Source organism: Cellulosimicrobium sp. So1_17 (genome assembly GCF_055181235.1).
This window is the reverse complement of sequence record NZ_CM143702.1, coordinates 1,211,805-1,231,376: the sequence shown is the minus strand read 5'-3', so window position 1 is coordinate 1,231,376 and position 19,572 is coordinate 1,211,805. Positions and strand designations below refer to the sequence as shown.

Here is a 19,572-nt window from a genome sequence, read left to right as displayed (position 1 = left end):
TCTCCCAGATCCCGGGGGGCCGACGGACGGCGTCTCGCCGCGTGGCCGCGGGGCCGTGGGTGGGCTCGACGGCGGGTCGGCGCGCCCGGTGGACGCGCCGGTCGACGCGCGACGATCAGGCGCGGTCGAGCAGCGCTGCGGCGACGAGGGCGACGACGGCGACGAGCGGCGGGAGGAGGACGGTCCACGACGGGCCGCGGCGACGCAGGCGCCCGCTCGCTGCCACCGGAGTCCCCGGCCGTCCGTCCGTCGGCCCCGGCTGCCTGGGCAGGGCCGCGTGCGCGCCGCCCCGCTGTGCGGAGAGCCACTCGGCCGTCCGCAGGACCCACTCCCACGTCGCGGGCTGCAGGGTGACGAGCGGCTGCCTGCTGTAGAGGAACAGCCGGTCGTCGACCACCTCCACCGACACCGGGACCGGTGCCCCCACGATGCCGCCGACGACGTCGGGGGAGAGCACGGCCCGCGCCTCGTCCTGGGCGCCGTCGAGGCACGAGACGCGCACACGCCCGCCGAGCTCGCCGTCGATCTCGAGCTCCTGCGAGCGGTCGAGCGCGTGCGGGGCCGGGGCGCCCCGCGAACCGTCGGTGCGTCGCGTCTCGACCACCAGGTGGGGCAGCGCCCGGTCGAGCGTGACCATCGCGTACCACCACGCATGGATCTCGACGGCCTTCCCGCGCTGCTCCTGGTAGCTGTACGCCGCGACCTCCACGGGCCGGGGGCCGCGCGTGCGCACGACGTCCCGTGCCGTGCGCGGTCGCCCGACGCCGAAGAGCATCCCGGGGCGGTCGGGAGCCTCGATCGACGGCTCGAAGTCGAAGCCGTTCGCGGCGGCGAAGCGGCTGAGCCGGTACGTCTGCTCGAGGCCCTGCGCCGAGCCGCGTCGCATCGCCACGGCGACCAGCCCCAGGGTCACGACCGCGGCGGGCACCGCGAGCCAGGGCACGACGCCGAGCGGGGTGTCGACGCCGAGCGCGTGCAGCCCCAGGGCGACGAGGGCCAGCACGACGGCGATCGCGGACGCCACGACGGCGAGCGCCAGCGCGCCGAGGAGCGTCCCGACGACCGCACCGAGCACGACGCGGCCGGGCGACCGGGGGCCGTGGACCGTCCGCGAACGGTGGTACGCCCGGACGGCGGCGGGATCGACGGGCTCGACGAGGGCGCGGGTGTCGAGCGACGGCGGGACGCCGGTCGGGTCGGGGTGCACGTCGCGAGGGTAGCGGGCTGCGAGACGGCGGTCGCGCGCCGGGCATAAGGTCGGTCGTATGTCCTCTGACCTCACCGTCGGCTACGCAGCCATGCTCGAGCAGTTCCACCCCACCGAGGCCGTCGAGCTCTCGGCGTACGCGGAGTCGCACGGCTTCTCCGGCACGATGGCGGCCGACCACTTCCAGCCCTGGGTCCCGGCACAGGGGCAGTCGTCGTTCGTGTGGAACGTCCTGACCGCGCTCGGCGAGCGCACGTCCGGCGACCTCGGCCCGGGCGTCACCGCCCCGACGTTCCGCTGGCACCCGGCGATGGTCGCGCAGGCATCGGCGACGCTCGCCGCGATGTACCCCGGCCGGCACTGGCTCGGTCTCGGTTCCGGAGAGGCGCTCAACGAGCACGTCGTCGCGGGCTACTGGCCCGAGGCGCCCGAGCGCATCAACCGCATGTTCGAGGCCATCGACGTCATCAAGAAGCTCTTCACGGCCTCGCTCGCGGGCAAGGACGTCAAGCACTCCGGGCAGTTCTACAAGATGGAGTCCACGCGGCTGTGGACGATGCCCGAGGTCCCGCCGGAGATCCTCGTCGCCACCGCGGGACCCGTGACCGCCAAGCGTGCGGGCCGCCACGCCGACGGTCTCATCACGGTCGGCGCACCCCTCGAGAAGATCTCCATGCTGTTCGGCAAGTTCGACGACGGCGTCCGCGAGTCCGGGCGAGACCCGCAGTCCATGCCCAAGGTCCTCCAGCTCCACCTCTCCTGGGCGGAGACGGACGAGGAGGCGCTCGCCAACGCGATGCACGAGTGGCCCAACGGCGGCATGAAGTTCCCCAAGGCCGACATCCGCTCGCCGCACGACTTCGAGCAGATGGCCAAGCTCGTGCGACCCGAGGACTTCGAGGGCCGCATGGTCATCTCGGCGGACCCCGACGAGCACCGGGCCTACATCCAGAAGTTCGTCGACCTCGGGTTCGACCGCATCTACCTCCACAACGTCGGGCGCAACCAGCGCGAGTGGATCGAGACGTTCGGGCGCGACGTCCTGCCGAAGCTCTCCCGATGACCGGACCCGGGTCCGTGCCCGACGGCGCGACCCCGCCGGGCGCGCCGGTCCGGCTCACCGCGTGGGCGCCGTCGGGCCTGGGGGAGGTGCACCCCGGCGACGACCTCGCGGCGCTGGTCGGCGACCTGCTCGCGCGGGACGCCACCGCGGGCGGGGAGCCGCTCGCCGAGGGCGACGTCGTCGTCGTGACGAGCAAGATCGTGTCCAAGGCGGAGGGCCGGGTGGTCGCTGCCGACGACCGCGAGCAGGCGATCTCCGACGAGACGGTGCGCGTCGTCGCGACGCGCGAGCGCCCCGGTCTCCCACCGCTGCGGATCGTCGAGAACCGCCTGGGGCTCGTCATGGCGGCCGCGGGCGTCGACGCGTCGAACACGCCCGAGGGGACGGTCCTGCTCCTGCCGCTCGACCCGGACGCGTCCGCCCGCTCGCTGCGCGCCGCGCTGCGCGCTCGGTTCGGCGTCGAGCGCCTGGGCGTCGTCGTGACCGACACGATGGGCCGCGCGTGGCGCGACGGCCTCGTCGACGTCGCGATCGGCGCGGCGGGGGTCGGCGTCGTCGACGACCTGCGGGGCGGCGTCGACGCCCACGGGCGACCGCTGTCGGTCACCGTGACCGCCGTCGCCGACGAGGTCGCGTCGGCGAGCGAGCTCGTGCGCGGCAAGGCGGACGGGCGACCGGTCGCGGTCGTGCGCGGGCTCGACGCGCACGTGACCGCCGACGACGGGCCCGGCGCCCGCGTGCTCGTCCGACCGTCCGTGGACGACCTGTTCCGCGAGGGGAGCGCGGAGGCGCACGCGCGGGGGCGCGAGGACGGGTACGCGGAGGGGTACCGCGACGGCTTCGCCGAGGCGTTCCGCGAGGGCGGGGCCGGTCCGCAGGTCGACCCGCAGGGCCAGGACGGGCGAAACGCCTGGCCGTGACGGGGGCGAGCGCCTAGCCTGCCTGGATGCTTCCCTCTTCCTGGATCGAGCACCGCCGACCTGACGACCGCGAGCCCGTGGGCTGGATCCGCCCGGAGGGAGACGAGTGGGTCGCCGTCTCCCTGCTCGGGCGCGACCTCACGGGGCCGGTCGACTGGCTCGCCGCGGAGGAGGCGCTCGAGGCGACCGGGCTGTCGTGGCTCGCCGACGTCTGGACGCTCGAGCAGGACGGCGGCGAGGCGCTGCGCGTGCGCCTCGTGGAGGTGACGCCCGACCGTGTCGTCGTCCAGACCGACGACTTCGGCGCGATCGACGTCCGCGTCGTCCGGTACGAGCTGCCCTGGCCCGCCCCGGACGCGCTGCGGCCGCGGCGTGCCGGTGACCCCGACGGCTGGGTACCGGTCGGCGGCTGAGGAGCGAGGGCTCGCACCCGCCCGCCGCCGTCGGCGTCAGCCCGCCAGGCCCACGAGGTGGGCGCTGTCGTCCCAGAGGCGTCGGGCCAGCTAGTTGTGATGTCCAGGGAGGTTGTCCGGATCCCGTGATGACGACACGGGGGCGGGTTACCGGATGACGAAGGCCTCCGGTTGTGAAGTGGAGCTGTCGAGGAACCACTTCCACCCGCCGGAGGCCTTCGTGTCACACGCTAACGCCCTGCTCACCCCGAGAACACGACTGCGGCTGGCGCGGCTGGTCGTCGAGTCCGGCTGGACCTACACGGCCGCGGCGAAGATGTTCATGGTCTCGGCCCGCACCGCGAGGAAGTGGGCCGAGCGATATCGCACCGAGGGCGTGGCCGGGATGGCCGATCGCAGCTCGCGCCCGCACCACAGCCCGACCCGCACCCCGCAACATCTGGTCAAGCAGGTCGTGCGGCTGCGGTGGCGACACCGGTTGGGACCGGTCCAGATAGCCGGGCGCCTGCACATGCCCGCCTCCACGGTCCATGCGGTGCTGGTGCGGTGCCGGATCAACCGGCTCACCCGGATCGATCGGGTCACCGGCGAACCATTGCGCCGCTACGAGCATGACCATCCCGGCTCACTGATCCATGTCGACGTCACCAAGTTCGGCAATATCCCCGACGGGGGCGGGTGGCGCTACGTCGGGCGGCAACAGGGCTACCGGAACCAAGCAGCAACCGCTCTACGCACAGGCCGCACGGCCAAGGGCAACCCGAGCATCGGCACCGCCTACCTGCACACCGTGATCGACGACCACTCCCGACTCGCCTACGCCGAGATCCGGTCCGACGAGAAGGGCGCAACCGCGGTCGACGTGCTCGAACGCGCCGTGAACTGGTTCGCCGCACGCGGGGTGCACGTCGAGCAGGTGCTGTCCGACAACGGGTCGGCCTACCGATCCCACGCCTGGCGCGACGCCTGCACAAGGCTGGGGATCAAGCACAAGCGAACCCGGCCCTACCGCCCGCAGACCAACGGCAAGATCGAACGCTTCCACCGCACGCTCGCCGACGAGTGGGCCTACGCCCGCTTCTACGCCTCAGAGACCGAACGCCGCGCCGCGCTACCCGGATGGCTCCACTTCTACAATCACCACAGGCTCCACAGCGCGATCGGCAACCAGCCACCGGTCAGCCGGCTGACCAACCTCCCTGGACATCACAGCTAGTCGTCGCGTCCCGCCTCGGACGGCTCCGGCCACGTCATCCGTCCGCGTCGCAGCGCCGCGTAGGAGCGTCCCGGCGGGGGCGCGACGTGCCCGAGCGCGAGCGCGGAGAGGGCGCGACCGGCGTCGTCGCGACCGTTGAGGGTCGGGTCGAGCCACCGGAGCGGCGCTCCGACCGGGCTGCCGAGGACGGACCACACCGTCCGCAGCCGCCGGGGGAGTGCGCGGACCAGGCCCGTGCCGAACACCTGACCCGGGTCGAACGCCACCGCTCGCAGCCCGCGCGACCGCAGGTCCTCGACGCCGGACAGCGCCCGCACCGTGAGGACGGTGCAGAGCTTCGACGCCGTGTACGCGTGCTGCCCGGCGCGCCGCGGTCGGTCGTCGCGCCCGGGGTCGCGCTCGGGGAACGCGAGCAGCGTCGCGTCCGCGTGCCGCGGTGGCGCGAGGCCCGCACGGGTCGCCGGGTCGTGCGCGCCGCTCGTGGTCAGCACGACGACGGCTCCGTCCGCGAGCAGCGGCAGCAGGAGGCGGAGCACCAGGTAGTGCGCGAGGTGGTTCACCGCGAACGTCGTCTCGAAGCCGTCGGCGGTCCGCTGCTCGACGCCCGGCCGGACGACGCCCGCGTTGAGCACGAGCGCGTCGATGCGCCGGTCGCCGAGACGGTCCCGGGTCGCGGCCGCGAACTCGCGGACGGAGTCCAGCCGTGCCAGGTCGAGCGGGACGGCCTCGCCCTCCGACGTCGTCCCCCGCGCCCCGACGAGCACCCGGGCGTGCCCGGGCTCCGCGAGCCGTCGTGCGGCGACCAGCCCGAACCCCGAGGTGCCGCCGGTCATGACGACCGTCGACGTCGCCCGTCGTGGCGCCGGAACCCGGCCCTGTCGGCCCGGCCGACCCTCCACCGTGGTCATCTCGCCGGTGCCGGATCGACAGCTGCGGCGACGACGTGCCGCAGCGTGACCTCCAGCGGGGTGGTGCACCGGTGCACCCGGTCCCCGCGCGGTCGGAGGAGGCCCTGTGCGCCGGCGTCGGCGAGGGCGACGAGCTCGTGGGCGAAGGGCTCGGGAACGCCCGATGCGGTCAGGGTCGGCACGCGGTCGTCCCGGGGGACGACCACGACCTCGAGGTGTCGCCCGAGCGCCGCTCCCAGCAGCTCGGCGACCTGGCGCTCGCTGTACGCGGGCCCGTCGAGGTCGACGACCTCGTCGGCCTGCGGTGGCGCGAGGAGCGACAGCGCGACGAGCTCGCCGACGTCGCGGGTCGCGACCATCGGCACCGGTCCGTCCGGGTCGTCGTCGAGGACGGGGTAGATGCCGGCGGTCGTCGCGGCCGGCAGGGCGTCCTCCACCTTCTCCTGGAAGTGCGCGGACCGGACGACGCTCAGCGTCGCGCCCGTGCGACGCAGCCCGCGCTCGAGATGGTGGAGCCACCGGATCGGGCCGGTGCCCTCGACCAGGTCGGCTCCGACCGACGACAGGACGACGACGTGCCCGACGCCGCTCGCCCCGACGGCGCCGGCGATCGAGTCGGCGAGCGCACGGTGCTCGGCGTCGCCGGCGGTCTCGTCGGTGGGGAGGAGGACGAACGCTCCGTCGCTGCCCCGGAGCGCCGCGGTCAGGGCCGCACCGTCCCCGAGGTCGGCCACGGCGACCTCGGCCCCGCGGGCGGCCCACGCCTCGCCCCGGGCGGGATCTCGCACGACCGTCCGCACGGGGGCACCCCGGCGCAGCAGACCCGCCGCCGCCGCCGACCCGACGTGTCCGGTCGCTCCGGTGATCGTGTACATCGCCGCCTCCTCGCGTCGTGCCGTCCTCCTGTGCTCCCAGTGAAGCGAGGCAGCAGGGGAGCGTCCATGTCCGGGACGCGCGATCGCCTGTCCGTGCGTCTACCGTGAGGACGTGGATCCGTTCGCCGACCTCCTGGACGGCGTCCGCGCCCGGACGGCGGCCTTCTGCCAGGCCGTCCTCGAGCCGCCGTGGGCGCTTCGCATCGCCGACGGGGCGCCGCTCGCGCTCGTCACGACGATGCGGGGGCATGCCTGGGTGGTGCCCGACGGCGGAGAGCCCGTGCACCTGCGGACGGGTGACGTCGCGCTCGTCAAGGGCCTGGCGCCGTACACGGTGGCCGACGACCCTGCGACGGTCCCCAAGGTCGTCGTGCTGCCGGAGGACCGGCTGCGGACGACGGAGGGCGTCGACGTGACGGACGAGCTGGTGCGCGCATGGCGCTCCGCCGGGGCCGGGGCCGACGGCACGACCGTCGTCGCGAGCGGCACGTACCGCGTGACCGGCGACGTGACGGCACGCCTGCTCAGCGCGCTGCCGTCGGTCGTGCTGGTCCGTCAGGCCGAGGTCGAGGGACCCGTGATGTCGCTCCTCGGCAGCGAGGTCGGGCGCGACGGCCCGGGTCAGCAGGTGCTCCTCGACCGCCTCCTCGACCTGGCGCTGATCGAGACGCTCCGGGCCTGGTTCGCCCGCCCGGGATCCGCGGCGCCGGGGTGGTACCGCGCGCAGGGCGACGCCGTGGCCGGACCGGCGCTGCGGGCCCTCCACGACGACCCGGCGCGGCCCTGGACCGTCGCGGAGCTGGCCGCGGACGTCGGCTGCTCCCGGGCGGCCCTCGCGCGCCGGTTCACCACTCTCGTCGGCGAGCCCCCGATGACGTACCTGCGGGACTGGCGGATCGCGCTCGCCGCGGACCTCCTGCGCTCGACGGATCTCACGGTCGACGCGATCGCGCGCCGGGTCGGGTACGCCAACCCGTTCGCACTGAGCGTCGCCTTCAAGCGGGCGCGCGGCACGTCGCCCGCACGACATCGCGCGGGCGACGCGGCCGTGCCTCCCGCGAGGGAACCGGGAGGGGGCGGCTCGTCCCGTCCGCGGGCTCAGCCCGCGTCGGTCGTGCCCTCGTAGAGGCCGACATGGTTGCCGTCGGCGTCGGTGAAGATGGCCCACCACGACGTCGGGCTGATCTCCGAGCGCTCCATGACGACGGTGCCGCCGAGCTCACGGACCTTGGCGAGGGTGTCGTCGATCGAGTCGACCTCCACGTAGCTGCGCGGCTGCGTGAAGCCCTCCGAGCGCGGGGCGAGACCGCCACCGCTGATCTTGTTCGGTGCCTGCCACATCGGGTAGCCCTCGAAGCCCGGGACCTCGGCGATCTGCCAGCCGAACAGCTCGCCGTAGAAGGTCGTCGCTCGGCTCGTGTCGCTGACCGGGATGTCGATGTGGGTGATGTCGCCGTGCGCCACGATGCCTCCGAGCCCCGATGATCGGCGGACGGGACCGCCCGCCTCCGCCAGGCTAGGACGTCTCGGCCGCCCCGTCACCCCTCCCCGGGTCGGCCGGCGCGGACCCGGTGCCGTCCGGGGCCGTGTGCTCGGCCGTCGCGACGAGGCCTGGCGCCGCCTCGCGGGCCGTCTCCTCCGGCGACTCGTCGGGCGACACGTCGAGCGGCTCTGCGGCGCGCGGCGATCCGTCGTCGGGCGTCGGCGTCGTGACGGTGCCGGCCGCCACGTCGTCGCCCGAGAGCCAGCGCAACCAGCCGGAGCGCGAGTCGCCCTCGAGCAGCAGCGCGCGGACGAGCAGCGTGAGCGGGATGGCGAGGATCGCGCCGAGCGGGCCGATGACGAACGTCCAGAAGACGACGGACACGAAGCTCAGGGTGAGGCTGAGGTTCACGGCGTCGGCGACGAACTTGGGCTGGACGAGCACCTGCAGGACTACGTTGACGACGCAGTAGACCGCGACCACGCCGAGCGCGAGCTGCCAGCCCCCGACGACGAACGCCATGATCGCCGGCGGGACGAGGCCGAGGACGAACCCGATGTTCGGCACGAAGTTCGTGACGAAGGCCAGGATCGCCCAGACGACGGGCGCCGGGACGCCGAGGATCGTCAACGCGATGCCGTCGATGACCGCGACGACGGCGCCGAACGACGCGTTGACGACGAAGTAGCGGCGCACGCCGCCGCTGAACCGCGTCGCGCGGTCGATCGGCCCGGCCTGGCTCGCGCCGAAGACGTGGTACGCCGTCGAGTACCGGGCACCGTCCGCGGCCATGAAGATGGCGTACGCGAGAACGAAGAAGAAGGCCGTCGCGATGCCGAGCACGACGCTGCTCACGTCACCCGCCAGCGACAGGAGACGCGCCGGCTCGAGCCAGGCCGTCGCGGCGTCGGCGATGTCCGTGTCGATACCGAGCGCGGCGAGCTGGTCGACGAGGTCGAGCATCGCCTGCTGGAGCTGCGGGAGGTACGACTGCACGAGGTCGGCGAACTGGAAGCCCGCGAAGACGAGCATCGCGAGCAGCGCGGCGAGGATGAGGTAGGCGACGACGATCACGGCGGTCGTGGCGGCCCATCGCGGCCACCCGCGCCGCTCGAGCGGATGACGCACCGGGTGGCAGATGATGACGATCACCGCGGCGAGGAGGATCGGGGCGACCACGTCGTTGGCCGCGTAGAGACCGGCGAGCACGACGACCCCCGCGGCGAGCGTGAGCAGCGTGCGGGTCGCGGGGGCGAGCGAGGGCGCGGCGGGTGTCGACGTCACGCGCCGACAGTAGCGGGCGTCAGGCCTTCGCGGCCTTCGCCGCGGCCTTCTGCTCCTTCTTGAAGGCCCGGACCTCGATGAGCGACTCGGCGCTCGTCACGTCGGCGATCGAGCGTCGCGAGCCGTCGTCGCCGTAGCTCCCGGCGGCCTCGCGCCACCCGGACGGCTCGACGCCGCGCTGCTTGCCGAGGAGCGCGAGGAAGATCTTGGCCTTCTGCTCCCCGAAGCCCGGGAGCGCGCGGAGCCGGGCGAGCACCTCGGCGCCAGTGGGCGCACCGTCGGCGCCGGGTCGCGTCCAGACCTGCGTGACGTCGCCGTCGTAGTCGTCCACGACCGCGTGCGCGAGCGCCTGGACCCGTGCCGCCATGGAACGGCCGTAGCGGTGGATCGCCGGAGGCGTGGTCGCGAGGGTCACGAACGCGTCCGGGTCGGCGTCGGCGATCGCGTGCGGGTCGATCGACCCGAGGCGGTCGCGGATCTTGCGCGGGCCGGCGAAGGCGTGCTCCATCGGGTACTGCTGGTCGAGCAGCATGCCGACGAGCAGCGCGAACGGGTCGCTCGAGAGGAGCGCGTCGGTCTCGGGGTCTCCGGTGATCCACAGGTCGCGTGCCATGCGTCCCATGATGACAGCCCCGGGGGAGGCGGTGCCTCTGCCGGATCGACGGCCCGCGGACCGGTCCGGTCGGCCCCGCGAACCCGTGCCTCCGGGCCGTTGACAGCCGGTGCCCGCCGGAGGACCGTGAGAGGGGTACGAAGGAGTACGCCATGCGTCGTCGAGTGCTCGTCTGGATGTCCGTTCTGTCGCTGCTGCTCACGGGCGGGCTGCTCGCGGGGACCGTCGCCACGGCCCCCGCAGCCTCGGCTCATCCGTACTGCGGGCAGGTGTGGGGCTCGCTCGAGAAGGGCGTGCCGGGCATGTCCGCCGGTCGGCTGACCGACGTCCGTGCCGGCCGCCACGGCTGCTTCGACCGGCTCGTGCTCGACGTCGACGCCCCGCTGACCGCGTGGTCGGTGCGCTACGTGAGCCAGGTCGTCATGGACGGCTCGGGGGCCGTCGTCCCGGTCCGGGGCGGGGCGCGGCTGGAGGTCGTGGCACGTGTCGGTGTCATCCCGACCGATGCGTTCTTCACCGGCGTGGGAGGCACGCTCGTCGACACGTCCGGCTACCGCACCTTCCGTCACGTCGCGTGGGCCGGCAGCTTCGAGGGCGTGACGACGGTCGGGCTCGGGGTGCGGGCGCGGCTGCCGTTCCGCGCGTTCGTCCTCGCCGGCCCAGGCTCCGGGTCCCGGCTCGTCGTCGACGTCGGGCACGAGTGGTGCGCGACGGGCCACCGGGACTGCTGAGGCCGGCGGAGGCCTGCGAAGGCCGGAGGGCGGGAGGAGGTCCTCTCCGGGTCAGGGCAGGGTACGGAGCCGCCCGGTGCGGAACTCCTCGACGCCGGTGCGGCGCAGGACGGCGCTCGTCCAGCCCGGCAGGAGCGCGAGGCCGCCCTCCCCGGTGAGGCGGCGGACGTCGTCGACCGCGTAGTCGACACCGCGTCGCTCGAGCACGAACGACCCGGCGGCGTCGACGTTGCGCACCCAGTCGACGTCCGGGCCGTACGTGAGGGCGAGGACCACGCGCACGTGCTCGCCCCCACGGTAGGCGAACGCGAACACGGGCGTCCGGTACTCGCGCCCGCTGCGGCGTCCGACGTGGCGGACCACCGCCATCGGCCCGATCCCCGTCGCGACCCGCAGCATCACGGGGTTGAGCACGTGCTTGTTCGTCCGGGTGACCCAGTGCGGCATCGGCATGCCCCATGGTCGCGCGGCGGGGCGAGGTCGCGCGACCTATCGTGACGAGGTGCCGACCCGACTGCTGCTCCTCAGCGACACGCACGTGCCCGCACGCGCCCGGGTGCTCCCCGAACAGGTGTGGCGCGCCGTCGACGCCGCGGACGTCGTCGTGCACGCCGGGGACTGGGTGGACGGTGCGCTCCTCGACCAGCTCGAGGCGCGCGCGGAGCGGCTCGTCGGCGTCGCGGGCAACAACGACGGCCCCGAGCTGCACGCCCGGCTGCCGGAGGTGGCGCGGACGACGGTCGAGGGGCTGCGCGTCGCCGTCGTGCACGAGACCGGGGGCAAGGACGGGCGCGAGCGCCGCGCGGACGCCGCGTACCCGGACACGGACCTGCTCGTCTTCGGGCACAGCCACATCCCCTGGGACACCACGACACCCGGCGGCATGCGGCTGCTCAACCCCGGCTCGCCGACGGACCGTCGACGCCAGCCGGTCGGCACGTACCTCACCGCGGTGGTCGACGACGGGATCCTGCGCGACGTCGTGCTCGTCCCTGTCGAGCGGTGAGCGCGCCGGGCGCCCGCGCGGCCCGGTCCGGTCGCGGTCCGGTCAGGCCGCGCCGGCGCGCTCGCGGTGGACCGCGGGGCTGACGCCCCGCACGCGCTTGAACGCCGCGCTGAGCGCGAACGGCGTGCCGTACCCGACGGCGCGCGCGACGGACGTCAGGGTCGCGTCGTCCGCGAGGAGCAGGTCCGCGGCGAGGTCGAGGCGCCACCCGGTGAGGTAGGTCATGGGCGGCTCGCCCACGAGCTCGGTGAACCGCCGGGAGAACGCGGCGCGCGAGAGCCCGACCTCGCGCGCGAGCGACTCGACCGTCCAGGGGTGCGCCGGGTCGTGGTGGATGAGGCGCAGCGCAGCGCCGACGACGGGGTCGGCGTCGGCGCGGTACCAGCCCGGGGCGTCGGGACCGGAGAGCCACGTCCGCAGGCACGAGATGAGCAGGAGGTCGAGAAGACGGTCGAGCACGGCCTCCTGGCCCGGCAGGTCCTGCACGACCTCGCGCGCCAGCAGCTCGACGAGGGTCGCGTCGACGTCGCCCCGCCGCAGCACGACGCGCTGGGGCAGCACCCGCAGGATCCGGCGGCCCACCTCGCCGTCGAGCGGGTAGGTCCCGGTGACGATGACGGTCTCGCCGTCCGGGTCGTTCCCCCACGAGCGCACGCCGAGCACGGTCATGGGGGAGGGACCGCCGTCGACCGCGCGGCAGACCTCGGTCGGGCCGATGACGACCTGGGGCGGGGTGGTGGGGCAGTCGGCGACGACGTAGTGGTCAGGTCCGCGGAACAGGACGACGTCGCCCTCCTCGACCAGCACGCCGGGGTCCGGGTCGACGCCCTGCTGCGCCGGGCTCTGCGCCGGCCCGACCCAGCCCGCGCCGCGCAGCACCGGCACGATCGTCAGCGGCGCCTCGTCCTCGATGCGCAGCCCCCACGGCGCGCGCAGGTGGCTCCGCAGCAGGAACGCGCCGCGGGCGCGAGGTCCGTCGAGCAGTCCGGAGACCACGTCCATCCGGCCAGCGTACGCGCGACCCGAGGCCCGGGCGGCGACGTGGCGTCTCCTGGCCCGGCCACGGACGGTCGGGGATCGGTGACCCGGCGGGGGTCGTGCTCCTCCCGTCCGCGAGACGATCGCGCATGGGGTCGAGCGTCCCGGCCATGGAGCGTCTCGCCGGACCTCTGTTGACTGTCTCTCGACACCGCACGAACTGCCGACAGGAGAACGCCATGAGCTCGACGAGCCCGACCACGACGATCCGCCCCGAGGACCGCGAGACCGCGTCCCCGGCACCCGGGACCGTCCTCGTCCTCGGGGCGACCGGGAAGTCGGGGCGCCGCGTCGCGGACCGCCTCGACGCGCTCGGCCTCCCGGTCCGCCGCGGCTCGCGCAGCGGTGCCGGCGCCGCCCGGTTCGACTGGGACGACGAGACCACCTGGGCGCCCGCGCTCGCCGGGGTGCACGCCGTGTACGTCGCGTACGCGCCCGACCTCGCGGTCCCCGGCGCGCCCGAGACCGTCACGCGGTTCGCGGCGCTCGCGCGCGGGGCCGGGGTGAGGCGTCTGGTCCTGCTCTCCGGACGCGGCGAGACGGAGGCGCAGCGTGCCGAGGCCTCCGTCGCCGACGTCTTCCCCGCCCGCGTGGTCGTGCGGTGCGCGTTCTTCGACCAGAACTTCAGCGAGAGCTTCCTCCTGGACCCCGTGCGCGAGGGGACGCTCGCGCTGCCGGTGAGCGGCGTCGCCGAGCCGTTCGTGGACCTGGAGGACGTCGCCGACGTCGCGGTCGCCGCCCTGACCGACGACGCGCACGCCGGCCAGGTCTACGAGCTCACGGGACCGCGACTGCTCACGTTCGCGGACGCCGTCGCCGAGATCGCCGCGGCGAGCGGGCACGACGTCGCGTACGTGCCGATCACGATGGACGAGTTCACGGGCGGGCTCGCGGAGGCCGGGCTGCCCGACGACGTGGTCGACCTCATGCGCTACCTGTTCGCCGAGGTGCTCGACGGGCGCGGCGCCCACCTGACCGACGGCGTCCGGCGGGCGCTCGACCGTGAGCCGCGGGACTTCGGCGAGTTCGCGGTGCGCGAGGCCACCGTCTGGTCTGTCGGAGCGCGCGGCGCGGCGGGGGAGCGGTGAGCGCGTTCGAGGTCCTCGTCGTCGCGGCTGCGGTCGCGACGGGGCTCGCGGGCGGCGTGCTCTACGCGTTCTCGGCGTTCGTCATGGCGGGGCTGCGGCGGCTCGACCCGGGAGCGGGCGCCGCGGCGATGCGGTCGATCAACGTCACGGCGGTGCGGCCGCCCCTGATGCTCCTCCTTGCCGCGTCCGTGCTCCTGCCCGCCGGCGCGGCCGTCGTCGGGCTCGTGGGCGGCGCGGACGGCGCGGGGTGGGCGCTCGCGGGCGCGGTCGTCGCGCTCGTCGGGATCCTCGGGGTCACGGCCGTCGGGAACGTGCCGCTCAACGACCGGCTCGATGCCGCGACCGACCCGGCGGCCGAGTGGCTGACCTTCGTGCCGCGCTGGCTCGCGTGGAACCACGCCCGCACCGCCGCGGGTGCGGTTGCGACGGCGCTCCTGGCCGTCGCCCTCGTCGTCTGAGCCGACCGTGTCAGGGCGACGGGACACCCGAGTGACCCGTGGCCCTGACGACGATGACTCGGCAGCTCGCTGTCAGGGCGACAGGTCACCGTGGTGACTCGTGGCCCTGACACCCGACGGTCGCCCCGGAATAGCCGCGACCGGGACGCGGTTGCCGCCGACATGAGCCACGTCACACCTGCTGAGACCGGCACCGCCGAGGACGACACGATCCGCCGGGTCCTCGACGAGACCGAGACCTGGGCCGTCGTCGGCCTGTCGAACAACACCGCACGGGCGGCGTACGGCGTCGCGCGCGTGCTGCAGCGGGCGGGCAAGCGCGTCGTGCCCGTCCATCCGTCGGCCGAGACCGTCCACGGCGAGCAGGGGTACGCGTCGCTCGCCGACGTCCCGTTCCCCGTGGACGTCGTGGACGTCTTCGTGCGGTCCGAGCTCGCGGGCGACGTCGCGGACCAGGCCGTCGCGATCGGCGCGAAGGCCGTGTGGTTCCAGCTCGACGTGATCGACGAGGACGCCGCGCAACGCGTGCGGGACGCGGGGCTCGACATGGTCATGGACCGGTGCCCCGCGATCGAGCTGCCGCGGCTGGGGCGTGTGGCATGAGCGCCGTCGTGGACGGCGGCACGGAGCTCGGACGGCGCGCCGCCGCCCGCCTCGCCGACGACCGGGTCCTGTGGCTCGTGACCGTCGACCCGCACGGCACGCCCCAGCCCACCCCGGTGTGGTTCCTGTGGGGTGCCGGCGGCGACGTCGTCCTGCAGAGCCAGCCGCGCACCGCAAAGCTGCGCAACGTCCGGGCGAACCCGCGCGTGGCGGTCCACCTCAACAGCACCCGGTCCGGCGGCGACGTCGTCGTGCTCACGGGCACCGCGACGGTCGACGACGGCGGCCTCACCTCCGCCGAGCGCGCCGCCTACGACGAGAAGTACGGCGCCGACATCGAGGGCCTCGGTACGACGCCCGACGGCTTCCACGCCGACTACTCCGTCACGGTGCGGGTCCGGCCGGAGAAGCTCCGGGGCTTCTGATGCGGTGCCGGTCAGTCCCGCGGTGAGAACGTGAGGACCGGCCGCCCGGTGCGCGGGTGCACGAGCACGTCGCACCGCACGCCGTAGACCGGCTCCAGCACGTCGGGCACGAGGACGTCGCGGACGTCCCCGGCCGCGACCACGCGGCCGCCCGACAGCAGCACCACGTGGTCGCACGTCTGCGCCGCGAGCGTCAGGTCGTGGAGCGCCGCGAGCACCGTCACGCCCTCGTCGGCGAGGCGTCGCAGGACGCGCATCGCGTCGAGCTGGGCAGCGATGTCGAGGTGGTTGGTCGGCTCGTCGAGCAGGATCAGCGCCGGCTCCTGGGCGAGCGCGCGGGCCATGTGCACGCGCTGGCGCTCCCCGCCGGAGAGCGTCGCGACCTCGCGATCCTCGAACGCCTCCATGCCCACCGTCGCGAGCGCGCCGCGGGCGACCTCGCGGTCGCGCGCGGAGTCGCCCGCGAGCAGAGAGCGGTGCGGGATGCGACCGAGCAGGACGGCATCGAGCACCGTCAGCGGCAGCTCGGTGGTCGCGTCCTGCTCGACCAGCGCGAGGACACGTGCCCGACGGCGCCGAGGCACCCTCAGCAGGTCCTCGCCGCCGAACCGGACGTCGGCGGGCGCGTGCGCGGTGGCGGGTGCCGACGGTGGCAGGACCCCCGCGAGCACGCGCAGGAGGGTCGACTTCCCCGAGCCGTTGGGACCGAGCAGCCCGCTGACGGCCCCGGGCGGCGCGGTGACGTCGACCCCGTCGAGGACGAGGCGGCCGTCGACGGACCACGACACCCGGGCCGCGTCGAGGCCGGCGCCGTGCCCGACGCCCGGACCGGGCGCAGCGCCACCGTCCCTCGGCGCGGGCGGTGCCTGCACCGAGGCGGGGGACGTGACGGGCAGGTCGGGCGACGTCGTGCGGGTCTCGGTCACGCCGTCCTCCTCCCGCGCCACAGGAGCAGCGCGAACACGGGCGCGCCGATCGCGGCGGTGACGATCCCGACGGGCAGCTCGCGCGGCGCGAAGACCGTCCGGGCGAGCGTGTCCGCCCACACGAGGAACGACGCGCCGAACAGCGCGGACAGCGGGAGAAGCAGCCGGTGCCGCGCACCGGTGAGGAGCCGGACCGCGTGCGGCAGGATCAGCCCGACGAACCCGATCGAGCCCGACTGCGAGACCAGCGCCCCGGTGAGCAGCGCGACGCCGACGAGCAGGACCCACCGCACGCGCTGGACGTCCACCCCGAGGGCCGACGCCGCGGTGTCGCCGAACGTGAACGCGTCGAGCACGGACCCGGTCGACGCGAGGAGCGTGCCGAGCACGAGCGTCGCGACGCCCGCGACGGCGACCGACGTCCACGTCGCTCCCGCGACGGAGCCCATGAGCCACGACAGGATCTCGCGGTACGAGTCGCCGGTCGCCGACCAGAAGATGACGAAGCTCGTCGCCGCGGCCGCGAGCTGGCTCACGGCGAGCCCGGCCAGCACGGTGCGGCTCGGTGTCAGGGTGCCGACGGCGCCCGCGAGCGCGAGCGTCGCGACGAGCGCGACGACGGCTCCGCCGAACGCCGCGACGGGGAGCAGGACGGTCCAGCCCACGACGAGCACCAGCACGGCACCGAGCGACGCCCCGGAGGACAGCCCCAGCAGGTACGGGTCCGCGAGCGGGTTGCGCGTGAGCGACTGCATGACGACGCCGCACACCGCGAGCCCCGCGCCGACGGCCGCGGCGGTGAGCACGCGCGGCAGGCGCAGCTGCCACACCATGCCGTCCTGCAGCGGGCCGAGCGGCTCGAGACCGAGGAGCCCGCCGAGGCCGAGGTGGGACGCGACCGACCGCCACACGTCGCCCACCGCGAGGTCCGCCGGGCCGATCGTCACGGCGACGAGCACGGTGACGACGAGGAGCACGACGCTGCCCGGCACCCACCACGCGGCGCCCCGACGCGCGGACGTGCGCCCGCCCGCGGAGGGAGCGGGGGCGGCGTCCGGCCGGATGCGCAGCGTCGTCACAGGTCGAGCGCCTCCAGCTGTGCGGCGAGGTCCACCACGGCGTCGACGTTGCGCACGCCGGCCTCCGTCGCCGGGAACGGGATCGTCAGGTAGCGGCCCTCGCGGACCGCGGTCATCTCGGCCGTCGCGGCGTTCGACTCGAGGCGCTCGATCTTCGCCTCCGCGGTGTTCCACGTGGCGTCGACGAGCACGAGGACGTCGGGGTCCGCCGCGATCGCCTCCTCCCACGCGTAGGAGGTCCACGTGTCCTCGACGTCGGCGGCGACGTTCTCCAGCCCGACCGCGTCCATGATCATCTGCGGTGCGCCGATGCCCGCGCCGACGTACGGGATGTCGTCGCCCGACGAGTACCAGAGCGCGGTGAGCCCGCGGTCGTCGGGCGTGACACCGTCGAGGGTCTCGCGCTGCTCCGCCACCAGGTCCGACGCCGCGTCCTGGGCGTCGAAGATCTCGCCGACCTCGGTGATCTCGGCGAAGACGTCGTCGAACGTCAGCGGGTCGGGCATGTACGCGGGCGCCTTGCACGCGGCGGGGGAGACGTACGTCGCGACCCCGAGCTGCGCGAGCGTCTCGCGGTCGCCCGCGCCGTCCGCCGTGAGGTTCGACTCCCAGCCCGCGTACACGAGGTCGGGCTCGAGCCCGAGGACGGCCTCGGCGCCGGGCACCTGGTCGGACAGCGGCTCGGCGACGGCGGGGACCTGCGCCGCGGTGTCGGCGAGCGAGTCGGGGACCGGTCCGTCGAGGAACGCCGACGCGACGATCCGGTCGCCCAGGCCGAGCGCGAGGAGCATCTCCGTGGTGCTCGACTTGATCGTCACGACGCGCTCGGGCGCCGCGTCGAACGTCACCTCGAACCCGCAGTCGTCCACCGTGAGCGGGTAGCCCGTCGCCGTCGTGCCGTGGCCGGCGGTGCCCGACGGCGCGGCCTCGCCGTCCGTGGTCGGGTCGCCCTCGCCCGCGGTCCCCGACGAGCACGCGGCGAGCAGGGCGGCGAGCCCGACGGCGCCCAGGGACGTCGCGGCGGCGCCACGGCGAGGACGGGGACGGCGGGGGTGCAGGACGGCGGACGAGGTGCGGCGTGACGGCACGGATGCTTCTCCGGGGACGAGGTGGGCCCGAGCCGCACGACGGCGGTCCCACGGGGACGCCGGTGCCGGCTCGGTACGGTGCTCGACGCGCCATCTCGCGTCCTGCGGACCCGCGGCCCAGTACGGGGTCGCTCCGACGGGCAAGATCGACGGCCCGCGGTCCACCGTCCAGCCTACACAGCGCTCGGCCGCGAGGGGTGGGCGGCGGCGGAGGTGCACGGCGTGGCCCGGCGGACGCGGCCGTCCTCGCCCCGCCGGCGCGTGGCAGAGTGTCCGTCGTGACCGAGCCTGTGAACCCGCCTGCCGACACCTCCACGACCCCACCCCTGCGCGCCGTGGTGACCGGCGCGTCGTCGGGCATCGGCGAGGCGTGCGTGCGCCACCTGCGGGCGCGCGGCTGGGACGTCGTCGCGTTCGCGCGGCGTGCGGACCGCCTGGCGGACGTCGCGGAGCGCACGGGCGCGCACCCGGTCGTCGGCGACGTGACGTCCGACGACGACGTCGCGCGCCTCGTCGCGGAGGCCTCCGGGCGCGGACCGGTGCACGCGCTGCTCAACATCGCCGGCTTCGGGCTCGGCGTCGACCACGTCGACGAGGCGAAGATCGACGAGTGGCGCGACATGTACGAGACGAACGTGCTCGGCACGATCCGCGTGACGAAGGCCTTCCTGCCGCTCCTGCGCGCGTCGCGCCGCGGCGACATCGTCCTCATGACCTCGACCGCGGGGCACGACACGTACGTCGGGGGGTCGGGGTACGTCGCGTCGAAGCACGCGCTGCTCGGCGTGGCGAAGACCCTGCGTCTCGAGCTCGTCGGCGAGCCGATCCGCGTCATCGAGATCGCGCCGGGGCTCGTGCACACGCCCGAGTTCTCGCTCAACCGCTACCGCGGCGACCGGTCCGGGGCGGACGCCGTGTACGCGGGCGTCGAGGACCCGCTGACCGCCGACGACGTCGCCGACGTCGTGACCTTCGCCGTCACGCGGCCGCACCACGTGAACATCGACTCGCTGATCCTGCGGCCGGTCGCGCAGGCGTCGACGTACTCGTTGTGGCGCGCCCCGCTCGAGCCGAAGGGCGTCCCGGCGCACGAGGACGCGCACCGGGACGCCTGACCGCCGGGCCGTGTCCCGGGGGCGTCGGACCAC

The 19,572-nt window shown here is 74.7% G+C and carries 23 protein-coding genes; 12 read left to right on the top strand and 11 right to left on the bottom strand.

Annotated features, from left to right (window positions below; translation table 11 throughout):
• Positions 1-115: 115 nt before the first annotated feature.
• On the bottom strand, positions 116-1,207 hold the full coding sequence (locus tag ACZCLJ_RS05560) for a hypothetical protein (RefSeq protein ID WP_463105725.1): 1,092 nt from the start codon (positions 1,205-1,207) through the stop codon (positions 116-118).
• 58 nt (positions 1,208-1,265) lie between these two features.
• Here ACZCLJ_RS05560 and ACZCLJ_RS05555 point away from each other — a divergent pair, with 58 nt between their 5' ends.
• The 4 genes from ACZCLJ_RS05555 to ACZCLJ_RS05540 all read left to right on the top strand — a co-directional run bounded on the left by ACZCLJ_RS05555 (position 1,266) and on the right by ACZCLJ_RS05540 (position 4,819).
• A complete protein-coding gene (locus tag ACZCLJ_RS05555; RefSeq protein ID WP_251150613.1) occupies positions 1,266-2,270 on the top strand; it encodes a TIGR03557 family F420-dependent LLM class oxidoreductase in 1,005 nt (334 codons plus the stop codon).
• Positions 2,267-3,190, top strand: coding sequence for a coenzyme F420-0:L-glutamate ligase (gene cofE / locus ACZCLJ_RS05550; RefSeq protein WP_463105724.1), 924 nt, complete (start codon positions 2,267-2,269; stop codon positions 3,188-3,190). Before ACZCLJ_RS05555 ends, cofE begins: the two co-directional genes overlap by 4 nt.
• 26 nt (positions 3,191-3,216) lie before the next feature.
• Positions 3,217-3,603 (top strand): hypothetical protein, encoded by a 387-nt coding sequence (locus ACZCLJ_RS05545; protein ID WP_463105723.1) that lies wholly within the window; start codon positions 3,217-3,219, stop codon positions 3,601-3,603.
• 220 nt (positions 3,604-3,823) lie between these two features.
• On the top strand, positions 3,824-4,819 hold the full coding sequence (locus ACZCLJ_RS05540; protein WP_463106342.1) for an IS481 family transposase: 996 nt from the start codon (positions 3,824-3,826) through the stop codon (positions 4,817-4,819).
• Here the strand turns inward: ACZCLJ_RS05540 and ACZCLJ_RS05535 are convergent.
• Together ACZCLJ_RS05535 and ACZCLJ_RS05530 are read right to left on the bottom strand one after the other, a co-directional pair.
• Positions 4,816-5,652 (bottom strand): SDR family NAD(P)-dependent oxidoreductase, encoded by an 837-nt coding sequence (locus ACZCLJ_RS05535; protein ID WP_463105722.1) that lies wholly within the window; start codon positions 5,650-5,652, stop codon positions 4,816-4,818. The two genes, ACZCLJ_RS05540 and ACZCLJ_RS05535, sit on opposite strands and share 4 nt — an antisense overlap.
• A gap of 71 nt (positions 5,653-5,723) precedes the next feature.
• The gene (locus ACZCLJ_RS05530) at positions 5,724-6,602 is read right to left on the bottom strand and encodes an NmrA family NAD(P)-binding protein (protein ID WP_463105721.1); all 879 of its coding nucleotides are present in this window, start codon (positions 6,600-6,602) and stop codon (positions 5,724-5,726) included.
• 112 nt (positions 6,603-6,714) lie between these two features.
• On the opposite strand from ACZCLJ_RS05530, the gene ACZCLJ_RS05525 reads away from it, so the two are divergent.
• Positions 6,715-7,728: an AraC family transcriptional regulator gene (locus tag ACZCLJ_RS05525; RefSeq protein WP_463105720.1), complete on the top strand. Its 1,014-nt coding sequence runs from the start codon at positions 6,715-6,717 to the stop codon at positions 7,726-7,728.
• Here the strand turns inward: ACZCLJ_RS05525 and ACZCLJ_RS05520 are convergent.
• From ACZCLJ_RS05520 to ACZCLJ_RS05510, 3 genes are read right to left on the bottom strand one after another with little or no spacing between them, the layout of a single operon-like run.
• Positions 7,701-8,066: a VOC family protein gene (locus ACZCLJ_RS05520; RefSeq protein ID WP_251150619.1), complete on the bottom strand. Its 366-nt coding sequence runs from the start codon at positions 8,064-8,066 to the stop codon at positions 7,701-7,703. The genes ACZCLJ_RS05525 and ACZCLJ_RS05520 overlap by 28 nt on opposite strands.
• A gap of 52 nt (positions 8,067-8,118) precedes the next feature.
• The gene (locus ACZCLJ_RS05515; RefSeq protein ID WP_463105719.1) at positions 8,119-9,369 is read right to left on the bottom strand and encodes an AI-2E family transporter; all 1,251 of its coding nucleotides are present in this window, start codon (positions 9,367-9,369) and stop codon (positions 8,119-8,121) included.
• 19 nt (positions 9,370-9,388) lie between these two features.
• On the bottom strand, positions 9,389-9,982 hold the full coding sequence (locus ACZCLJ_RS05510; RefSeq protein ID WP_463105718.1) for an HhH-GPD-type base excision DNA repair protein: 594 nt from the start codon (positions 9,980-9,982) through the stop codon (positions 9,389-9,391).
• A gap of 152 nt (positions 9,983-10,134) precedes the next feature.
• Here ACZCLJ_RS05510 and ACZCLJ_RS05505 point away from each other — a divergent pair, with 152 nt between their 5' ends.
• Complete coding sequence (locus ACZCLJ_RS05505; RefSeq protein ID WP_463105717.1) at positions 10,135-10,713, top strand: AMIN-like domain-containing (lipo)protein; 579 nt, start codon at positions 10,135-10,137, stop codon at positions 10,711-10,713.
• A 51-nt stretch (positions 10,714-10,764) separates the two neighbouring features.
• On the opposite strand, the gene ACZCLJ_RS05500 is transcribed toward ACZCLJ_RS05505, so the two are convergent.
• Positions 10,765-11,166, bottom strand: a complete 402-nt coding sequence (locus tag ACZCLJ_RS05500) for a PNPOx family protein (RefSeq protein ID WP_251150623.1) — start codon at positions 11,164-11,166, stop codon at positions 10,765-10,767.
• A gap of 49 nt (positions 11,167-11,215) precedes the next feature.
• Between ACZCLJ_RS05500 and ACZCLJ_RS05495 the strand changes: the two genes are divergently transcribed.
• A complete protein-coding gene (locus tag ACZCLJ_RS05495) occupies positions 11,216-11,719 on the top strand; it encodes a metallophosphoesterase family protein (RefSeq protein WP_251150624.1) in 504 nt (167 codons plus the stop codon).
• A 42-nt stretch (positions 11,720-11,761) separates the two neighbouring features.
• Here the strand turns inward: ACZCLJ_RS05495 and ACZCLJ_RS05490 are convergent, their stop codons facing one another.
• Positions 11,762-12,721 (bottom strand): AraC family transcriptional regulator, encoded by a 960-nt coding sequence (locus ACZCLJ_RS05490; protein ID WP_251150625.1) that lies wholly within the window; start codon positions 12,719-12,721, stop codon positions 11,762-11,764.
• 215 nt (positions 12,722-12,936) lie between these two features.
• Between ACZCLJ_RS05490 and ACZCLJ_RS05485 the strand changes: the two genes are divergently transcribed.
• From ACZCLJ_RS05485 to ACZCLJ_RS05470, 4 genes are all read left to right on the top strand, one after another.
• The gene (locus tag ACZCLJ_RS05485) at positions 12,937-13,845 is read left to right on the top strand and encodes a Rossmann-fold NAD(P)-binding domain-containing protein (RefSeq protein WP_463105716.1); all 909 of its coding nucleotides are present in this window, start codon (positions 12,937-12,939) and stop codon (positions 13,843-13,845) included.
• Entirely contained in the window at positions 13,842-14,303 is a 462-nt protein-coding gene (locus ACZCLJ_RS05480; RefSeq protein ID WP_463105715.1) for an anthrone oxygenase family protein, read from the top strand. Before ACZCLJ_RS05485 ends, ACZCLJ_RS05480 begins: the two co-directional genes overlap by 4 nt.
• Before the next feature lie 162 nt (positions 14,304-14,465).
• Entirely contained in the window at positions 14,466-14,906 is a 441-nt protein-coding gene (locus tag ACZCLJ_RS05475) for a CoA-binding protein (RefSeq protein ID WP_463105714.1), read from the top strand.
• Positions 14,903-15,331, top strand: a complete 429-nt coding sequence (locus ACZCLJ_RS05470; RefSeq protein WP_251150629.1) for a TIGR03667 family PPOX class F420-dependent oxidoreductase — start codon at positions 14,903-14,905, stop codon at positions 15,329-15,331. The genes ACZCLJ_RS05475 and ACZCLJ_RS05470 overlap by 4 nt, the downstream gene beginning before the upstream one ends.
• 11 nt (positions 15,332-15,342) lie before the next feature.
• Here ACZCLJ_RS05470 and ACZCLJ_RS05465 read toward each other — a convergent pair whose 3' ends face one another.
• Genes ACZCLJ_RS05465 through ACZCLJ_RS05455 form a run of 3 tightly spaced genes read right to left on the bottom strand, consistent with a single transcriptional unit; the run spans position 15,343 to position 18,424 of the window.
• Entirely contained in the window at positions 15,343-16,257 is a 915-nt protein-coding gene (locus tag ACZCLJ_RS05465) for a putative F420-0 ABC transporter ATP-binding protein (RefSeq protein WP_463105713.1), read from the bottom strand.
• Entirely contained in the window at positions 16,254-17,327 is a 1,074-nt protein-coding gene (locus ACZCLJ_RS05460; protein ID WP_463106361.1) for a putative F420-0 ABC transporter permease subunit, read from the bottom strand. Before ACZCLJ_RS05460 ends, ACZCLJ_RS05465 begins: the two co-directional genes overlap by 4 nt.
• A 5-nt stretch (positions 17,328-17,332) precedes the next feature.
• Positions 17,333-18,424 carry a putative F420-0 ABC transporter substrate-binding protein gene (locus tag ACZCLJ_RS05455; RefSeq protein ID WP_463105712.1) on the bottom strand — a complete coding sequence of 364 codons (1,092 nt, stop codon included), beginning with the start codon at positions 18,422-18,424 and terminating at the stop codon, positions 17,333-17,335.
• A 278-nt stretch (positions 18,425-18,702) separates the two neighbouring features.
• On the opposite strand from ACZCLJ_RS05455, the gene ACZCLJ_RS05450 reads away from it, so the two are divergent.
• Complete coding sequence (locus ACZCLJ_RS05450; protein ID WP_463105711.1) at positions 18,703-19,539, top strand: SDR family oxidoreductase; 837 nt, start codon at positions 18,703-18,705, stop codon at positions 19,537-19,539.
• Positions 19,540-19,572: the final 33 nt, after the last annotated feature.